Below are 16,804 nucleotides of genomic sequence, written 5' to 3' on the forward strand. Positions count from 1 at the left end.
CTCGACAGCTTCTTACTGTAATTTTCCTTGTCATAAGTTAACCGTTTATGGTCAACCTATTTCAGGGACGGACAAGGTGTACGGTGTTTCTTCAGTACCGATTCGTCGACCCCTTGGGGCGCCCTTCTGACTCCTGACTCCTGGCTCCTAGCTTCTTCTCCTACTGACCAACCATAAACACTGCATTGGCAAAGATCATCTTGCCATTCTCCCAGAAGCAGCGGAACAACGGGTTGTCTACCAGGTACACCACTTCGCCCTGCCCTTTTTCTTCAACACCGAATACGAGGCTGTTGTCGAGCTTGTGGTTGGCATTTTTTCCGGCAAAGCCCTGAACGGGTTTCGCTTTTCCTTTGATCACCCCAACGTTCCAGCCGTCATCGAGATATGCGAAACGCGATTCGCTGGTCTTCAGGGTGTAGTAGGTGTCTTTCATACCGAAGGCCAGGGGATGCGACTTGTCAAGACTCACTTTGTAAATGGCACCAGAGATGGTTTCCGAAAGCTGCTTGCGCTCGGCATCTTCGTAACGCGTAACGCCTTCTTTTTCCTTCAGCTCTTTCTCTTTGCGCTCGGCCTGGTTCTTTTCGTCATCCGAAGCATACACTTTCAAACTGAATCCTTTCTTCTCCGAAAAGGCATTCAGCGCGTTGCCTACCAGGATGAGCCTTCCACCGCCGGAGACCCAGGATGATACCTGCTCCAATATGCCTTCGTCAAAGAGCCTGTAAGAACCTTCGGGCACGATGAGCACATCATATTTTTTCAGGTCTACGCTGCGGAAATATTCCGTGCCGATCTGCGTGATGGGATAATGCACCTGCTGCTCAAAGAAGTGCCATACTTCACCGGCAGAGAGCGACGAAGTTTGATCGCCGAACACCGTGGCGATGCGGGGCGCCTTCAGGAAGTTCACGTCTCCCGAGCCCACATCCCGGCCGCGATCCATAAAACCGGTTGACGACGTGTAGATCTTTCTGCCGTATTGCCGGGCAAGGCCTTCTATGACGTTATCGAACGAAGCGATGTTTTCGTTATTTCTGCGGGGCACCAGCAGCGTTCCAGGCTCGAAGGTGTCACCATTAACGCTGAAAGATCTTTCTGCCGACCTGATCTTGATGCCCTTCTGCATGAGGGCGGCCAGGAACTCCACGTCTTTTAAGCTCTGGTATTTGAAAACGTAGATGTAGGGTTTGTTGACCGGGTTGTTCTCTACAGCTTTAGGTTGATATGCCCTGCCGGTGTTGATGCGTTCGTTCAGGGCATAGGCCTTCAGATCGTAAGCATACATCAGGTTCCAGGCGGTGATGTCGTACGTGAGCGAGTCGGGCAATTTCGACTGCGGCTCAAACAAGGTGGTGATGAATCTTGACTTGGGCTGATATATGTTCACGATGATATCGTCTGTAGTAAGATTGAAGCTGCCCTGCGCCTGGGTCTGGTACTCGAAACCCCTGGCGGCCTTGCCTGCCGAAGCATGGCCATAACGGATGCCATGTGTATCGAACAAAGCGGTGAGCTGGCTGACCTTGTCAGGATTGTTATCGGACTTGATCACGTATGTTTTGTAAGCGGCCGCGGGATTGGTATTGTTCTCTTTAAAATATTTCTCAAACTCGTCAACCACCCGTGTGGCATTTATCGAAGTGATCTCAATGGTAGAAATGCCTGTGGTATAATGGTGCGTGAGCCTGTCTTTGAGCGTGAGCGGATCGCCGGTCTCAGTAGTGATGGTAAGACCCCCGAAACCTCCGCCGGCCTGCTCGTAGGTCATGCCGATGGCGCCGTTGTAAGTAGGATACGTGTCGCCATAGCTGGGATAGTACAGGTCAAAAACTTCTTTGGTAAAATAGAGCCATCCCTGGGCATCGAAATATTTAGCGTTGTTCTTCCCGATCATCAGCTGGAACTCGCGCTGCCACGGAGAGATCACCTCATGAAAAGGCTCGGCAGCAGGCGCGAAGAAATAAGGGTTGTTGTAGCCCTGCTCATGGAAGTCGACGTGAACGTGGGGCATCCACTGGTTGTATACTTTCAGACGCTGCTGCGACTCTACCTGTGTCTGCCAGGCCCAGTCGCGGTTAAGATCAAAGAGGTAGTGGTTGGCCCTTCCGCCGGGCCAGGGCTCACGGTGTTCTTTGGCATCGCCGCTGGGGTTGGGAATACGATTGCCGTACTGGTTATAGAAGTTGGCGTAGCGGTCGCGGCCGTCAGGGTTCAGACATGGGTCGAGGATCACAATGGTGTTCCGGAGCCACTCCTGTGTTTTGTTGTTGCCGGTATTGGCGAGCTCGTACAAGGTTTGCATGGAAGCTTCCAGTGAGTTGGCTTCGTTGCCATGCACATTGTAGCTCAGCCAAACGATCGCTTTTTTATCGCCAGCAGGTGTGCCTTCCGCCAGGCCCGTTCTGCGAAGGTTGTCCTGGCGGATCTGGTCAAGATTTTTGAAGTTTTCGGGCGATGTAACCACGGCATACACCAGGGGACGGTACTCGTAAGTTTCACCGTACTGCACCAGGTCAACGTTGGGCATAACATCGGCCACGTGTTTGTAATACTCGATCACGCGGTGATGGCGGGTGAAGCGCTCACCGAGCTCGTAACCTAAAAATTCTTTTGGGCTCAGCAACTTCTGCTGTGCTTGTGAAAGGGTGGTGACCAGGCAAAGCATGATCAGCCAGCAACGTTTGTTCATAGCGGATAATTATTCGGTCAAATTAATTGAAAATGTTGAAAAGGCGCCTGGCGGCCCATCGCTTTGTTATAAAAGGCTTCAGGTAAGGATGACATCCTTCTAAAAGATGTCATCCTTGTATTTGCCGTATTATCCTGCTTCCCGGCTGCCAGGTGTTTACAGATCTGGTGGGCGTCAACGCTTATGCGTTCATTTTTCATTAAATTACGTTAGTTTTAATAAACGCTAAATCCGTAACTATGAACACAACTACCACTGCCCCTTCTCCTGTAGCCACCGCCAACTATGCGGGTTTCGGCCTCAGGTTCGTAGCCTTGATCATCGATTACATCATCATTGGAGTGCTCCAGTCTTTTGTTGTTGTGCCGATCCTTGGTTTAATGGGACTGAGCTTCCTTCCGCAGATCCAGAGTGGCGAAACACTAAGTGAAGCAGAAGCCATCGGTATGATGAGTGGCATATTTGCAGCGGCGGGCTCCATCTGGATCCTGACCACCGCCATCTCATTCCTGTATTTTGCCATCCTTGAATCGTCCAAGGTGCAGGCTTCCATAGGCAAGATGGCGCTGAGCATCAAAGTTACAGATATGAACGGAGAGCGTATCTCTTTTGGAAAAGCCTGCCTGCGCACCGTTGGAAAATATGTTTCAGGTATGATCCTTTGTATCGGTTATCTGATGGCCGCCTTCACAGAGAAGAAGCAGGCCCTGCATGACATGATCGCCAGTACCCTCGTCGTTAAAAAATAGGTAATGGAAAATCAACAGCAAACTACAGCTGCCGTAGTAACCACCAAAGAGTGGGTTCTGATATATCTGATCATGATCGTTCCGTTAGTGAACATCATCATGCTGTTTGTCTGGGCATTTGGCAGCACTGAAAATCCCAACAAGGCTAACTGGGCAAAAGCACGACTCATCTGGATGGCCATCGGACTCGGCATCGCCTGTATCCTGTGGTTCACCATCATCGGGGCATTGCTTGCCGGTTTCGGCGACGGCGCTTTTTCGTAGATCTTAATCAAGGACGACATCCTTCTGAAAGGATGTCATCCTTTTTATTTGCAGTTCTTCTTGATGGCAGCTTTGGCATCGGGTGAGCCCATCTCGTCGGCGCGTTTAAAATCGAGGCAGGCATCATACTGATTGTTCATGTTCAGCTTAGCCAATCCGCGCTGATAGTAAGTTTCGGGGTCGCCCGGGTAAAGATCGATGGAGGCAGAGTAGTCTTCAACCGCCCCGGCAAAATCTTCCTTCTCAGTCCTGCTCAGGGCACGGTTATCAAAATAAACAGGGTTTGAATCGTCAAGCGAAATGGCCTTGGTATAATCGGCAATGGCGCCGTCATGGTCTTGTAAAGCAAACTTCACCACGCCGCGGAGGTTGTAGGTATCAGGATCTTCACCGTCGAGCTCGATGGCCTTGTTGTAATCTTCTAGCGAACCTTTGAAATCTTCTTTGGCACTTTTGGCCAGCGCGCGGTTCTCGAATTTCAGGGCGTCTTTGGGATCCATTTTGATGGCCTGATCGAAATCAGCGATGGCCTGATCATAATTCTCGGCGTGATAATGTGCGGTGCCGCGATAGTTGAACAGCGTTGCATCGGTTTTGTCCATCTCGATGGCTTTGGTGTAGTCGTCGATGGCGCTGATGTACTCACCCAGCTCTGCCTTGATGAAACCGCGGTTGAAATATTTGTCGGCATCGGCGGGCCCGAGCTCCAGCGCTTTGCTGAAATCGAAGTAGGCGCCCTGAAGGTCTTCGATGTTGTATTTGGCCAGCCCGCGGTTGGAGTAGGCGTCGGCGAGCTTCGGATTGAACCTGATGGCCTTGTCGAGGTCAGTGATGGCGCCGTCGTCATCGCCGAGGTTCAGCTTTGCCTCGCCGCGGTTGTTCAGGGCGTCGGCATAGGTGGAGTCGATCTCCAGCGCGATGTTGTAATCGCCGATGGCACCATAGAGGTCGGCAAGCCCCGCACGGGCCTGCCCGCGAAGGTTCAGCGCTATTTTATTCTTCGGATTGCTGTCGATGAGCTTGGTAAGGTCAGCTTTGGCGCCGGCATAATCTTCGGCCTGCAGCTTTTTACGGGCTGCTTCCAATGGATCCTGTGCCAGGGCGGCGTACGCCGTGAGCCAGAGGCAGATCAGAAATTGAGCTTTTTTCATATTCGGTTCTCCCGCGAATTTATGAATTATTCATGTTTTTATGCACCGACACACGGTTTAATCCGCCTGACAGAATTTTAAACGATATATCCATAATCCCTGTATCTTGGAAAAACTTTTTTCTTGTATGATCTCTAAGACCGCACTGACCTTTGCATCAGTAATTGCCTTCACCTCCTGTGCGTGGGCGCAGGAAAGGCCGCTGGATATGAAGATGGATTTTGAAGAGTACGACCCGCCGTCATCGCTGGTGGTGCCTGAACACAAGCTGACCCGCGCAAAATTTCCCTTCATCGACGTGCACAATCACCAGTTCAGCATGCCCACGCAAGACCTCCATGCGCTGGCCAAGGAGATGGATGCGCTCAACATGGCCGTAATGGTGAACCTGAGCGGTCGTGGCCGTGGCAGCACCGAGCACCTCGACAAGTCGCTGGAGAACGTGAAGAAAACAAACCCGAAGCGGTTCATCGTTTTTACCAATATGGACTTCGCCGCCATTGACGATCCGGAATGGCAGAGCCGCATGGTGAAACAGCTTGAAGACGATGTGAAGAAAGGTGCCAACGGACTGAAGATCTACAAGAGCCTCGGCATGTTCACCAACGATAGCAAAGGAAACCGCATCAAGATAGACGACCCGCGCATCGATCCCATCTGGGCCAAATGTGGCGAGCTCGGAATTCCTGTGCTGATCCACGCTGCCGATCCGAAACAGTTCTGGCAACCGATCGACAAGAACAACGAACGGTGGCTCGAGCTCAAGCTTCATCCCGGACGCCGCCATGATACGGACCCCGTTTCATGGGAGACCATCATCGCCGAGCAGCACAACATCTTCAAAAAACATCCCAAGACAAAATTCATCAACGCGCACATGGGCTGGTATGGCAGCGACCTTCAGAAGCTGGGAGAGCTCATGGAAAAATTCCCGAACATGTATACCGAGATCGGTGCCGTGATCGCCGAGCTGGGAAGACAACCCCGCGCTGCCCGCGCTTTCTTGATCAAGTATCAGGACAGGGTGATGTTTGGAAAAGACAGCTGGGTGCCCGATGAGTACGAGACCTATTTCAGGGTGTTGGAGACGGCAGACGAATATTTTCCGTATCACAAACGTTATCACGCCTTCTGGAGGATGTACGGCCTGGAGCTGCCTGACGATGTGCTTAAAAAGATCTACTACAAAAATGCGCTGAAGGTGATCCCTAATATCGACGCAAGTCAGTTTCCTAAATAAGATTTGAGGGATGACATTCTTTCAAAGGATGTCATCCCTGAAAAACTATTTTCCTTCAACAACATCAGGTTTGTAGCCTCCCAAACGGAAGCCCATACCCATACCGGTCTGGAACCAGCGGTGATCGAAGTAGAGATTGCTCTCGGTGGTCATTGAGAAACCCGCCTGAAAGGTAAAGAAGAAGCGGTTGTTCATGCCATTCACACGACCGATGAACCCCGGCTCGAAAAATACTTTGGGTTTTTCGTCCACCTTAACGGTAGTGGTACCGTTGGTAAACTCGGTAAAATTCACGATAGAGACACGGGGCACAAAAGAGAAGTGCATCACCTTTTTGTTAAAGCCGAACGCGGGCTGAATGAAGTAGCGCTCATACTTGCCGCTGGCTGCCTCAACGCCTAAAAAGTTCGCGGAGTTGTTGCCTTCACCCCTGCCGTAGCCTGCAAAAATTTCCATGAACATGCTGCCATCGTTATCGAAAAGGCCAATGCCGCCTTCATAGAATTTGTGGCGCAGGTAATCGTCTTCATCATCGGGGTCGGTGCCGCTGCGATCGATGTACGCATAGTTGCCCATGATGCCGATGTGATTGGTCAGCGATATGGCGGCCTGAGCTTCGTAGCCGTTGCCGATCTGACCTCCTACCTGTACCTCTCCGCCCTTGGCGAACATCGGTGAATTGCGCAGGTTAGGAACATACGTCGGCGCGCAGGATGACATTACAGACATTACAAGTAATACGAGTAATAATTTTTTCATGCTGGTAGCGTTTCATGTAAATTTAGCAAAAAATAGAACTATGACTTTTGACGCCGCAGCAGTGAATGACCTCATACGTAAGAGAAGATCCGTTTTTCCACAATTTTATACGGGAGAAAAAGTAGATGACAACATCATCAGGCAGATGATCGTTAACGCGAGCTATGCGCCAACCCACAAATTGACCCAGCCATGGCGTTTTGTGGTGTTTAAAGGCGAAGGTTTAAAAAAATTCGCAACAGCACAGGCAGAGGTTTACAAGACTGTAACAGAACGTGATGGAACCTTCAAGGAAGAGAAATACCAGAACCTGCTCAACAAACCCCTGCTCTCATCGCACATCATTGCCGTGTGCATGAAGCGCGACCCTAAACATTCAGTGCCCGAGATCGAAGAATCCGGCGCTGTGTTCTGTGCCGTGCAGAATATGTATCTCACCGCCACCGCCTATGGTGTGGGTTGTTACCTCAGCACCGGTGGCATCACCTATTTTGAAGAAGCAAAGCCCGTGTTCGGCCTCGGCCCCGAAGACAGACTCATCGGCTTTGTTCACGTGGGCGTTCCCAAAGAAGTGCTCGTAGCCGGCAAACGGAAACCGGTTGAGGAATTTACGGAGTGGGTGGCCTAGAAGTAGGCTGTAGGGCAATTCCGATAGCTTCGCTATCGGGCAGTAGGCAAAAAATCCTTCGATCGTAGCGACAATCGCTTTATTTCTGACCGCTTTTGCCTACTGCCACGATGACCATCGGGGTTTGCCTACTGCCTACTGTTACCCGTGGACTTTTCAGTTACACTATCGAATCTGTCCATTGATGCATTGTATAAATGCCGCCCTCAACGTTCTTTTACATCGATAAAAACAGGAAGCAAATTTGCTTGATGTGAGATCTTAAACTCAAAAATTTAAATGACTATGAAGCGATCGATGATTCTGCTGTGTTTTTCTCTTTGTGCCGCTTTTGCGGAAGCCCAGGTAATTGGAAAAACATTCCCGGCAATGGAAGCGGAAACAGTAGAAGACAAAAAAGTGAAGCTGCCGGGCGACGTGGCTGGAAAATATACGCTGATAGGCATGGCATATTCAAAAAAATCGGAAGATGAGCTCAACTCGTGGTTTCAGCCTGTATTTCAGAAGTTCATTCAGAAATCGAAAGGGCTGATGTCTGGTTTTGCTTACGATGTGAATGTCTACTTTGTGCCCATGTTCACAGGCGTAAATGCCGCCGCCACCGGCACGGCCAAAAAGAAAGCCATCAAGAATGTCGATCCGCAGCTGTTGCCTTACATCCTGTTCTACCGGGGTGAGCTTAAAACCTACAAGGAAGCGCTCGATTTTGAAAAACGGGATATTCCTTATTTCTTCGTACTCGATCCGCAAGGGAAAATAGTATACGCTACGTCCGGAAAATACACGACAGAAAAGATGGACGAGGTAGAAGAACATATAGAATAAGCGCTTAGCACAATTTCTAAACCCCGCTCATGAACGCATTTCAACTTTTAGGTATAGCATTGGCACCCGGGGTTGCCATCATGCTGTACATTTATCTCAAAGACAAACATGAGCGCGAGCCGCTCTCGTTGTTGCTGGCCAGTTTCCTCTACGGAGTTTTCAGTACGCTGATCACCCTCTTCATCAGCGTGCCCCTTGAATTTCTGGTCGCGCTTCGCAAAGACGACCTGCTTCATGAGTTCTATGATGCCTTCTTCAAAGTGGCGCTCGTGGAGGAGTTCAGCAAGTTCCTTTTTGTACGTTTCCTCCTCTATCCCAATAAAAATTTCAACGAGCCTTTCGATGGCATTGTTTACGCGGTGATGGTGAGCATGGGTTTTGCCACCCTTGAAAACGTGATGTATGTTTTTCAATACGGCTTTGAGACCGGCATTCTAAGGATGTTCACCGCGGTGCCGGCCCACGCAACGTTTGGTGTGATGATGGGCTATTTTCTTGGAAAAGCAAAATTCGAGCACCGCATGGGCGCCTATTACAGTTTCATTGCCCTGCTCGCGGCTACTATTTTCCATGGAGCGTACGATTATTTCTGGTTCATCCAAAGAGTAACAGGCGTCTGGGCCGGTATCTGGATCGGCGCTGTTGTTTCGCTTCTGATCGGTCTTCTGCTCTCCCGCAATGCCATCAAGCTGCATCAGCAGGCCTCGCCCTTTATTAGTCGCAAGCCTAAAGCTACGAGCCACGAGATAGACTCATAACTTCTCGCAGCGCACAGCTAACGACTCACAGCTTGCTCTTTGATCCTGATCAATCTCGACTCAGCGAAATATCCCTTGTGGATCAGCTTCATCAGCATGGCGGGCGTTGGATCGATCTGGTACAATGTCTCGTTTTCTTTCTGGATGGAATCCACCCTGATCTCGGCTGACAGTTTTTTGAGAAAATCGTTGAAGTCTGTGTTCTTCTCCTGTAAGCTCATGTAGATGAGGTCTCCGTTCTTTTCCTGCCGGAGCACGCGCAGCAGCCATTCCGGTTTTTCGTTGAGGTTGAGGAAGTAATATCCTTTGTATGATTTGAGGACGAGTGTATCGCTGAGCACGCCCTCTTCGTAGCGGTCGTTCTTGCCCGAACGTTCTGCCACATCGAAATATCCGAAGCGATAACCGTGCTCTGTAATGACCACTGTGTCTTTCGAGGGTGTGCCTTCGTCTGTCAGCGTCAGGTATTTTCCTTGCAACGCCCTGGGTACTGATGTGAGCGCTTTTCTGCCTTCCGGCTGAGGATTTTCAAACGATACTTCCTTACAAGCGAATACCACTAGCAAAAAAAGTACTACAGATACAGATATTCTGCTCATAGTTGCTGGATTCTGGTGTAAGCATACAAATTCCCTGACCAATAAAAAAAGCTTGCCAGCCTGAGAATAGTAGACAGTAGGCAAACCCCGATAGTCATCGGGGGCAGTTGACAACGGGAGGTCAAGGACAAAGCGTTTGTTGCCTCGATCGAAGGAAAATGGGTTTATTTAACACTGATCCTTTGTCTACTGCCGATAGCGAAGCTATCGAAAATTGTCTACTGCCTACTGTTTTTCAGTGCATTCTAACAGCGGCTTCGATATCACGAAGCAGGTCGTCTTTCTTAAGGCCTACCGGCGATGTGGGTGTGGCGATTTCCACGCGCAGTGCCTTGAGGCCGTTGGCGCCGGGCAACTCTTCCAGCTCAAGCTCTTCCACCTTGTCTTTGATCAGCTTGCGGGTGGCGAGATAATCGAAGTAGCGTTTGTATTCTTCACCTATTTTGGTCTGGTTGAACACCACAGCGATCTTTCCGGGTTGCGTGAGACGCTCTCCGGTATTCTTGATCAGGGCTTTGTCGATCCGTTTCTTAACGATCTCGTAACGGATATCATAAGCGCCGTCTACATCGAACTGTTTTTCATCGGGCCTGAAGCGGATGGAGAGCGGCTGGTCGTGCACCAGGATGAGCTGGGTGATGTCGAGGTTGGTCTTGAGCCGGGGCTTGAGCTGCGCGATCTTCTTGTCGGTCTCGCACATCAGCAGCAGCTGCCACAACCTGAAGTTCTTGAGGTAGAACGGATCGAATTTTTTATCGCGCGTAAGCGAGCTTCCCAGGTACAGGGTGAACTCTATACCATCGGTCTGATATTTCTCGAAATAGTGCGGGAACATTTCCTGGGCGGCACGCTGGGCCTCATCGAGGTGAAGGCTGATGGTCTTGTTGATCAGCGCCAGGCTTTCTTCAAATGCTTTTCTGCGTTTATACACCACGCCGAAAACCGGGTCGAGGTGATGACGGTATTTGGCGATGTTCTTTTCGTGGTCTTTGTCGTCTTCAAAATGCTGCACCAGCGGATTGATCTCGTGCTTCAGAAAATCCAGTACGTTGCTTTCGTCTCCCGAGGCCATTCCCTTGCTGATCTTTTCCAGCTGAACTCCGGTTTTGAAGATCACTTCCTCGAGCAACGGAAGTTTTTTGGTGCTGTTGATCTTCTGCAGCAGGTCTTTGGCAAGCCTCAGGTTCTGCAGCAGGTCTTGCTGAATGGCGGTGGTGCGTTCCAGCGATGAGTTCCTTACGTCGGCCAGGCCGAACAGGGGATACACATCCTTGAAGGCGATCTCTTCGAGCACGGCTTTTTCGCCTCTTCTGCGCTTATGCAGGAGGTTGGTGCCGGCTTCCAGGAATCGCCATTCCACCGTAGGGTGAATGTTGGTGCACTCTTCCTGGATGATAGCCCTCACTTCTGTGGCGGTCTCTTCTTTCACACGCTTCAATGCTGCCGTGAACATGGGCAGGGCGTTCTCAACCTTGTTGGCGCTGATCGGGTTCAGTTTTCCCGGAGTTGCCGAAGCAAGCTCAAGCATGCCGATGGTCTCCCCGTCTTCAAGCAATGGGGCCAGCAGCACGTTTTTAACACCGTTGGCGATCAATGTCTCTTCGACCTTGCTTTTGAAGGGATACGTTTCGAGATTCTCTATGGTGATATAACGTTTCTCCATCCAGCTGCGCTCGTAAACGGAGCCGTGGTATTCACACGCTGCCTCGGGCGTTGTTTCTGCGAGGCTTTTTACACGCTCAGCGTTTTCGTGGCCACTGTGGCTGATCACGATATTGCTATTTGAATCGAAGTAGGCCAGTCCCAGCTTGATGTCGGGCATGCCGAAAATAGACCTGAGCTTCTGCTGGATGGCGGCGAAATTCTCTTTCCTGGTAACAGCATTTTTTTCCAGCAGATCGTACTTGATGGCCGAGAGCATTTCCTGCTCGGTAACATCAACAAAGCGGAAGATCATGAAACCATGGAACTCGAAGTCTTCGGGCCTGATGTACTGCAGCCAGAGGTCTACGTCATACACTTTCTCTGTAAGAAACTTGACCACCTTCGGATCGATGGGACGCGGCGGGGTTTTGGCAATGATCTCCATGAACTGTTTGCCGGTTTCCACCTTGTAAACCTTGTCGAGACCCGTTTCGGGGTTGCGGATAGTAAAGAGTATAGGCTTGTCAATGGTGATGTCCACACCATAAAACTTCTGCAGGATGAGCAGGCAGGCGTGGATGGTTTTACCGATATTGATATCCTTGCCGGGAATATTCACGGCGGCGCAGCTGGCGATCTGCTCGAAGCTCAGGGTTCTGTTAAAAGCTTTGGTGGCGTAAAAAGATTCGAACTGGAAGGGGATCGTTGCCGCGGAAAGCTCGTATTCGTGGCTTGCTGGCGAGATCACGGCCGTCATTAAAAACTCAACCAGCGCGCGGTGTTTTTCCAGCACGGAAAAGTCCTGGATCGGCTCCTTCAGCTCAGGGGCATTTTTAAGCTCGTCGAGCAGGCCGTGGGCGAAAGCAGGAACCGCACCCGTTTGAATAGCGTTTTCCCAGTATTCTATCAGCTGGCGGAGGCTGAGCACCGATTTGAATGGGAATTTTCTGGTGGTAGAAATATGCATAGATGCGCGGTTTATGCCGATAAAACGGCTTTCCTGAAAACAGAGTTCTTTAAATGAGACGGAAGTGTTGAAATTTTAGTGTGAGGTGTATAGGTTACGGCCCCGAAACCACAATTTTGCGTTTATACCTACAACCTTTAATATTGCTTAAGTGTCTATGGCTATGGATTTAACGTCTTTATGAACGCGCGGACCAGTGTTGTTTTTGGCTTTTTTCTGTTGATAGCGGCAGGTTGCGGCCTGGATTCGGATGATCCGAAGCACCAGGTCAATATCTCTCCCCTTTCGTTTGATTTCAGCGATAGTGAGCAGGATTGGAAGCATGGCTTTGCCGACTTCCCGTCTAAGGACTCTACGTTGTTTGAGTTGAAGTATGCCCATACCAACAGGCCCTCCAACCTCGGCGGCGGCAAGTCGATCATGCTTTCAGGCAACAATCTCAACGGAGATCTTTTTATGTTCCTCAAAAGAAAGATCTCTGGCCTTCAGCCCGATACAGAATTTACCCTGACCTTCAAAGTGGAGTTTGCTTCTGATGCCAAAGTTGGAATGACAACAGCAAACGGTGCACCCGGAGAAGATGTTACTGTAAAGGTGGGCGCTACCGACACGGAACCGAAAACGGTGATCGAGAATGGCAGGATCGTAATGAACATCGATAAGGGTGACCAGAAAAGCAACGGAGAAGACATGATTCAGATCGGCAATGTGGCCTCCCTCAACACAGATGTTACCGGCTACTCGCTGATCAACCTGAATAATTCAGCCATCAACGGCCTCGGCGACCAGCCTCTCATTGTGCGTAGTAACAGCAAAGGCGAGCTCTGGCTGGTGATCGGAACCGACTCCGAATATAAAGGTACCACCACGTTGTATTACACCAAGGTTGAGGTTTTTCTGAGTGGGAGCTATTGAATAAATAGTTGACAGTTGACAATAAAACAGTTGACAAGACCGGGTGTAATGTCAAGTGTGTATTTTCCAATCCAGAATTGAAAGACTAACTGGATGCTATTCTCCAAACGTTGTCAATTGCTCTTTTGTCAATTGTCAACTGGTTTCAACATCTTCTTATAAAAAATCCCTTCCTCATTTCTATAAGCCTCCACAAATCCCAGGCTTGCGTGCGCTTTCTGACTTACCGTGTTGTGATGTTCTGTGTCGGAGAATACTTCGCTGAAACCTTTTAGACGTCCCCACAGCTCTGCTTTTTCGAGCAGCATTCTTCCGATGTCGCGCTTGCGAAACGCGGGCTCAACGTACCAGCCTTCGATGTATAACACGTTCTCTGATGTGCTGTGTGGCTGCTGGTGGTGAATGGAAGCTTCCAGGAATCCCACCAGGTTTCCGTCTACCTGCTCGGCAACAAACACCGGCAATTTGTCAAGCCCGCGCAGGCAGCTTTTGATTTCTGCCTTGTGCTCTTCCGGTGGACAATCCGGCCACAATTTTTTTCGCATGATCAGCCAACCAAAACTGTCGTCTTCACGTACAGAGCGGATAATTACATCCTGTAAAGCCTCAGTCATATTGCAAAACGAAGGAATTCTGCCCTGGGAATATTTTTCCTCAGCGTTTTTAAGTTACGTTTTTCTACGTAAAAAAATCAGAATACTTAATTGATTAAATTGCATACTAAACAACTCACAACTCAAATTATGAAATTGAAATTTTTACTAGCTGGATGTGCTATCCTGTTTGCGTACGCAGGCTCGGCGCAGGGACTTGTTGGAAAGCTCAAGCAGAAGGCCTCACAGGCAGCAGAAAAGGCGCTGGAGAAAAAAGCGGAAGACAAGACTGGCGTAAAATCCGGCAGCTCGGGCGAGCAGAGTGGAGATCAAAGCAACTCAAGTTCAAACTCCGGCAGTCGTCCTACCAATACAAAAGGCGGTGGTCTTACGGCAACACCTCCGGACGTAAAGCAGAATCTTGCCGATGCGGAAACGGCCTATAAATCCGGCAGCTATGGCGAAGCACGTTACGCGGTTCAGCAGGCCATGCTGGGTGTGGAGATGGAAATAGGCCAGAAAGTGCTGGCGTCGCTTCCGGAAACTGTGAGTGGCTTGCCCAAGGTTGCTGAAGCAGACCAGGTTACCAGCACAGGTTACGGATGGGCCGGCCTTACCATTGTGCGCGAATACAGGAACGATGACAAAGAGCTAAAGGCGACCATTGCCAACAACTCAGCGTGGATGTCTGCCGTGAACATGTACATGGCCAACGGTGGCTATGCGCAAACTACCGGTGGCCAGCAGAACTGGAAGCAGACCAAAGTGAAAGGACACAAAGCCATCATCGAATACGACGAAAATTCAGGTTACAAACTGAGCGTGCCCCTGGGGCAGTCATCGCTGATCGTGTGGGAAGGCATCAACTACGCCAGCGAGCAGGAAATGATGAGCGCCGCCAACACCTTCGATATTGACGGTATCAAGAAAAAACTGGGTGAACAATAACTCCCCCTGGCCCCCTCTACTTCGTAGAGAGGGAAAATTTTCGAACTTAAATCAACGCATCGCTTTAACCAGAGACTAATTTTTTTAAACGACTATCCACATGAAGAATATATTTTACCTTTTCTTTTTACTGATCCCTTCCCTGCTGGTATCGGCGCAGGACTTCAGCAAGAACCTCGCTACGGCAAAAACATCATACGGCAGTGGTGACCTCGAGAATGCACGTTTCGCCATGCAGCAAGCGATGAACGATATAGACATGGCCATCGGCAGAGAGGTGTTGAAGCTGCTTCCCGCGAAAATGGACGCCATGACTTCCAACGCGAAAAATGATAACGTAACTGCCAACACCGGCCTTACCGGCGTGCTGATCCACCGCGACTATGGAACCGGCGCAAAGACCTGCAACCTTGACATCATGGGCAATTCGCCGCTGGTGGCATCGTTGAACGCGATCCTGGCCATCCCTTTCATGGGCAACTCCGGTGATGGAACACAGAAGATCATCAAAGTAGACGGTTATAAAGGCATCCTGCAAAAGACGGTCGACTCAGAGACCAACAAAACCGATTATACGCTGCAGATCCCCCTTAACTCCACATTGCTGACCCTGGCCGTGCCCAACAGCACCGAAGCCGAGGTGACCAAGCTGGCCGGTACCATTCCTGTGCAACAGATCGCCAAGATGGTACAATAAAAATTGTTAAATTTCTACTGAAGAAGAGGTTGTCGTGTTGAGGCAGCCTCTTCTTTTTTTACATGATCAGAAAAATGATGCTCACTATTCTGTTTATCCTGCTTACGGTGCCTGTTCTCTTTGTCACGGTAGGCGCCTATCTTTCAGCACCCCGTTACAAGGGCCTTGTGTCAGACCACTTCGACGGAAAAAAATTCATCAATCCCGGCCATGTGAAACCGCAGGGATTAAAAGAGGTTTTCAAGTGGATGTTCACCCGCAAGCGGGGCGAGTGGAAGGAGAACAAAACAGAAGCTTATGGCCAACACCCGCTGGCACATGAGAAGCAGAACATCCGCATTACGTTTGTCAATCACTCCACATTCCTTATTCAGGTAGATGGATTGAATATTCTAACAGATCCCGTCTGGAGCACGCGCACCAGTCCTTTTACATGGGCCGGCCCCCGGCGGATGCGACTACCCGGAATAAAACTGGAAGACCTGCCCCGCATCCACGTTGTGCTCATCAGCCACAATCATTACGATCACCTCGATCTTTCCACCATGCGCACCGTGTTTGGCGCTCACCATCCCAGGATCATTACACCACTGGGCGTGAAAGCTTTTCTGGACGAGGAACACATTGCCGGAGCAACGGACCTCGACTGGTGGCAGGAAACAAAGCTCAGTGATTCAGTCACGGTGCAGGCGGTGCCGGCGCAGCATTTCTCCGGGCGGGGCATGCTCGACCGTGATGCAACACTGTGGTGCGGTTATGTGCTGGAGACCAGCAAAGGCAACATTTACTTTGCCGGCGATACCGGTTACAACGATGCAACATTCAAAGAGATCGGCGAAAGATTTTCGGGCATGAAGGTGGCGCTGCTGCCCATCGGAGCCTACAAACCCCGCTGGTTCATGTCACCCATACACACTTCACCCGAAGAAGCCGTCAAAATTCATCTCGACGTAAGATCACAAAACAGCATCGCCACCCATTTCGGAACATTTCCGTTGGCAGACGAAGGCCACGATGAACCCGTAGCAGACCTGAAGGCAGCCCTGGCGAAACATAATCTGAACGAAGAGAAATTTGTGGCGCTGAAAGAGGGTGAGGTAAAAATCATAGAGTAGTGCTCGTTATTTCCCGCAGATTTCGCTGATCATCGCAGATCAAAATACGATGAACATCAGCGCAAATCTGCGTGATCTGCGGGAAACAACTAAAACAATTTCAATTGCTGATCCTTCTTCTTCTTCGGTGGTTGCGCCTTCCCGAACACGGTCATGCCGCCATGCAGGTGTGATTCGTCTTTTTCTTTTTGCAGGACTTCATTGAAGAACGGCCGCGGCTCAAAATCCTTTTCGATGTGCCGGGCCATAACGGAAAG

At 50.1% G+C, this 16,804-nt stretch carries 16 protein-coding genes; 10 read left to right on the forward strand and 6 right to left on the reverse strand.

Translation table 11 applies throughout. The features are described 5' to 3' along the window. Positions 1-160: 160 nt before the first annotated feature. Entirely contained in the window at positions 161-2,695 is a 2,535-nt protein-coding gene (locus KK083_RS31895) for a M14 metallopeptidase family protein (protein ID WP_254170220.1), read from the reverse strand. A gap of 239 nt (positions 2,696-2,934) precedes the next feature. Between KK083_RS31895 and KK083_RS31900 the strand changes: the two genes are divergently transcribed. Together KK083_RS31900 and KK083_RS31905 are read left to right on the forward strand one after the other, a co-directional pair. Next, positions 2,935-3,444: an RDD family protein gene (locus tag KK083_RS31900; protein ID WP_254170221.1), complete on the forward strand. Its 510-nt coding sequence runs from the start codon at positions 2,935-2,937 to the stop codon at positions 3,442-3,444. Between the two features lie 3 nt (positions 3,445-3,447). Then, on the forward strand, positions 3,448-3,708 hold the full coding sequence (locus tag KK083_RS31905) for a hypothetical protein (RefSeq protein WP_254170222.1): 261 nt from the start codon (positions 3,448-3,450) through the stop codon (positions 3,706-3,708). Between the two features lie 44 nt (positions 3,709-3,752). Here KK083_RS31905 and KK083_RS31910 read toward each other — a convergent pair whose 3' ends face one another. Further along, complete coding sequence (locus KK083_RS31910; protein ID WP_254170223.1) at positions 3,753-4,859, reverse strand: tetratricopeptide repeat protein; 1,107 nt, start codon at positions 4,857-4,859, stop codon at positions 3,753-3,755. Between the two features lie 127 nt (positions 4,860-4,986). Between KK083_RS31910 and KK083_RS31915 the strand changes: the two genes are divergently transcribed. Next, positions 4,987-6,099: an amidohydrolase family protein gene (locus tag KK083_RS31915; RefSeq protein ID WP_254170224.1), complete on the forward strand. Its 1,113-nt coding sequence runs from the start codon at positions 4,987-4,989 to the stop codon at positions 6,097-6,099. 45 nt (positions 6,100-6,144) lie between these two features. On the opposite strand, the gene KK083_RS31920 is transcribed toward KK083_RS31915, so the two are convergent. Next, positions 6,145-6,858, reverse strand: coding sequence for a hypothetical protein (locus KK083_RS31920; protein ID WP_254170225.1), 714 nt, complete (start codon positions 6,856-6,858; stop codon positions 6,145-6,147). A 40-nt stretch (positions 6,859-6,898) separates the two neighbouring features. Here KK083_RS31920 and KK083_RS31925 point away from each other — a divergent pair, with 40 nt between their 5' ends. The 3 genes from KK083_RS31925 (at position 6,899) to KK083_RS31935 (ending at position 9,069) form a co-directional block, all read left to right on the forward strand. Then, positions 6,899-7,486: a nitroreductase family protein gene (locus KK083_RS31925; RefSeq protein WP_254170226.1), complete on the forward strand. Its 588-nt coding sequence runs from the start codon at positions 6,899-6,901 to the stop codon at positions 7,484-7,486. A 285-nt stretch (positions 7,487-7,771) separates the two neighbouring features. Then, a complete protein-coding gene (locus KK083_RS31930) occupies positions 7,772-8,311 on the forward strand; it encodes a TlpA family protein disulfide reductase (protein ID WP_254170227.1) in 540 nt (179 codons plus the stop codon). A gap of 29 nt (positions 8,312-8,340) precedes the next feature. Beyond that, on the forward strand, positions 8,341-9,069 hold the full coding sequence (locus tag KK083_RS31935; RefSeq protein WP_254170228.1) for a PrsW family glutamic-type intramembrane protease: 729 nt from the start codon (positions 8,341-8,343) through the stop codon (positions 9,067-9,069). Between the two features lie 17 nt (positions 9,070-9,086). Here the strand turns inward: KK083_RS31935 and KK083_RS31940 are convergent, their stop codons facing one another. Then, positions 9,087-9,668: a hypothetical protein gene (locus KK083_RS31940; RefSeq protein WP_254170229.1), complete on the reverse strand. Its 582-nt coding sequence runs from the start codon at positions 9,666-9,668 to the stop codon at positions 9,087-9,089. A gap of 235 nt (positions 9,669-9,903) precedes the next feature. Beyond that, positions 9,904-12,279 carry a GAF domain-containing protein gene (locus KK083_RS31945; RefSeq protein ID WP_254170230.1) on the reverse strand — a complete coding sequence of 792 codons (2,376 nt, stop codon included), beginning with the start codon at positions 12,277-12,279 and terminating at the stop codon, positions 9,904-9,906. A gap of 180 nt (positions 12,280-12,459) precedes the next feature. Between KK083_RS31945 and KK083_RS31950 the strand changes: the two genes are divergently transcribed. Next, on the forward strand, positions 12,460-13,194 hold the full coding sequence (locus KK083_RS31950; protein WP_254170231.1) for a hypothetical protein: 735 nt from the start codon (positions 12,460-12,462) through the stop codon (positions 13,192-13,194). 128 nt (positions 13,195-13,322) lie between these two features. Here KK083_RS31950 and KK083_RS31955 read toward each other — a convergent pair whose 3' ends face one another. Next, positions 13,323-13,808 carry a GNAT family N-acetyltransferase gene (locus KK083_RS31955; RefSeq protein WP_254170232.1) on the reverse strand — a complete coding sequence of 162 codons (486 nt, stop codon included), beginning with the start codon at positions 13,806-13,808 and terminating at the stop codon, positions 13,323-13,325. Positions 13,809-13,937: 129 nt separating this feature from the next. Between KK083_RS31955 and KK083_RS31960 the strand changes: the two genes are divergently transcribed. The 3 genes from KK083_RS31960 (at position 13,938) to KK083_RS31970 (ending at position 16,547) form a co-directional block, all read left to right on the forward strand. Then, the gene (locus KK083_RS31960) at positions 13,938-14,735 is read left to right on the forward strand and encodes a hypothetical protein (RefSeq protein ID WP_254170233.1); all 798 of its coding nucleotides are present in this window, start codon (positions 13,938-13,940) and stop codon (positions 14,733-14,735) included. Between the two features lie 100 nt (positions 14,736-14,835). Beyond that, complete coding sequence (locus tag KK083_RS31965; protein ID WP_254170234.1) at positions 14,836-15,432, forward strand: hypothetical protein; 597 nt, start codon at positions 14,836-14,838, stop codon at positions 15,430-15,432. A 74-nt stretch (positions 15,433-15,506) separates the two neighbouring features. Continuing rightward, positions 15,507-16,547 (forward strand): MBL fold metallo-hydrolase, encoded by a 1,041-nt coding sequence (locus KK083_RS31970; RefSeq protein ID WP_254170235.1) that lies wholly within the window; start codon positions 15,507-15,509, stop codon positions 16,545-16,547. Positions 16,548-16,804: the final 257 nt, after the last annotated feature.

The organism is Chryseosolibacter histidinae (assembly GCF_018598225.1).
Taxonomy (GTDB): domain Bacteria; phylum Bacteroidota; class Bacteroidia; order Cytophagales; family Cyclobacteriaceae; genus Chryseosolibacter; species Chryseosolibacter histidini.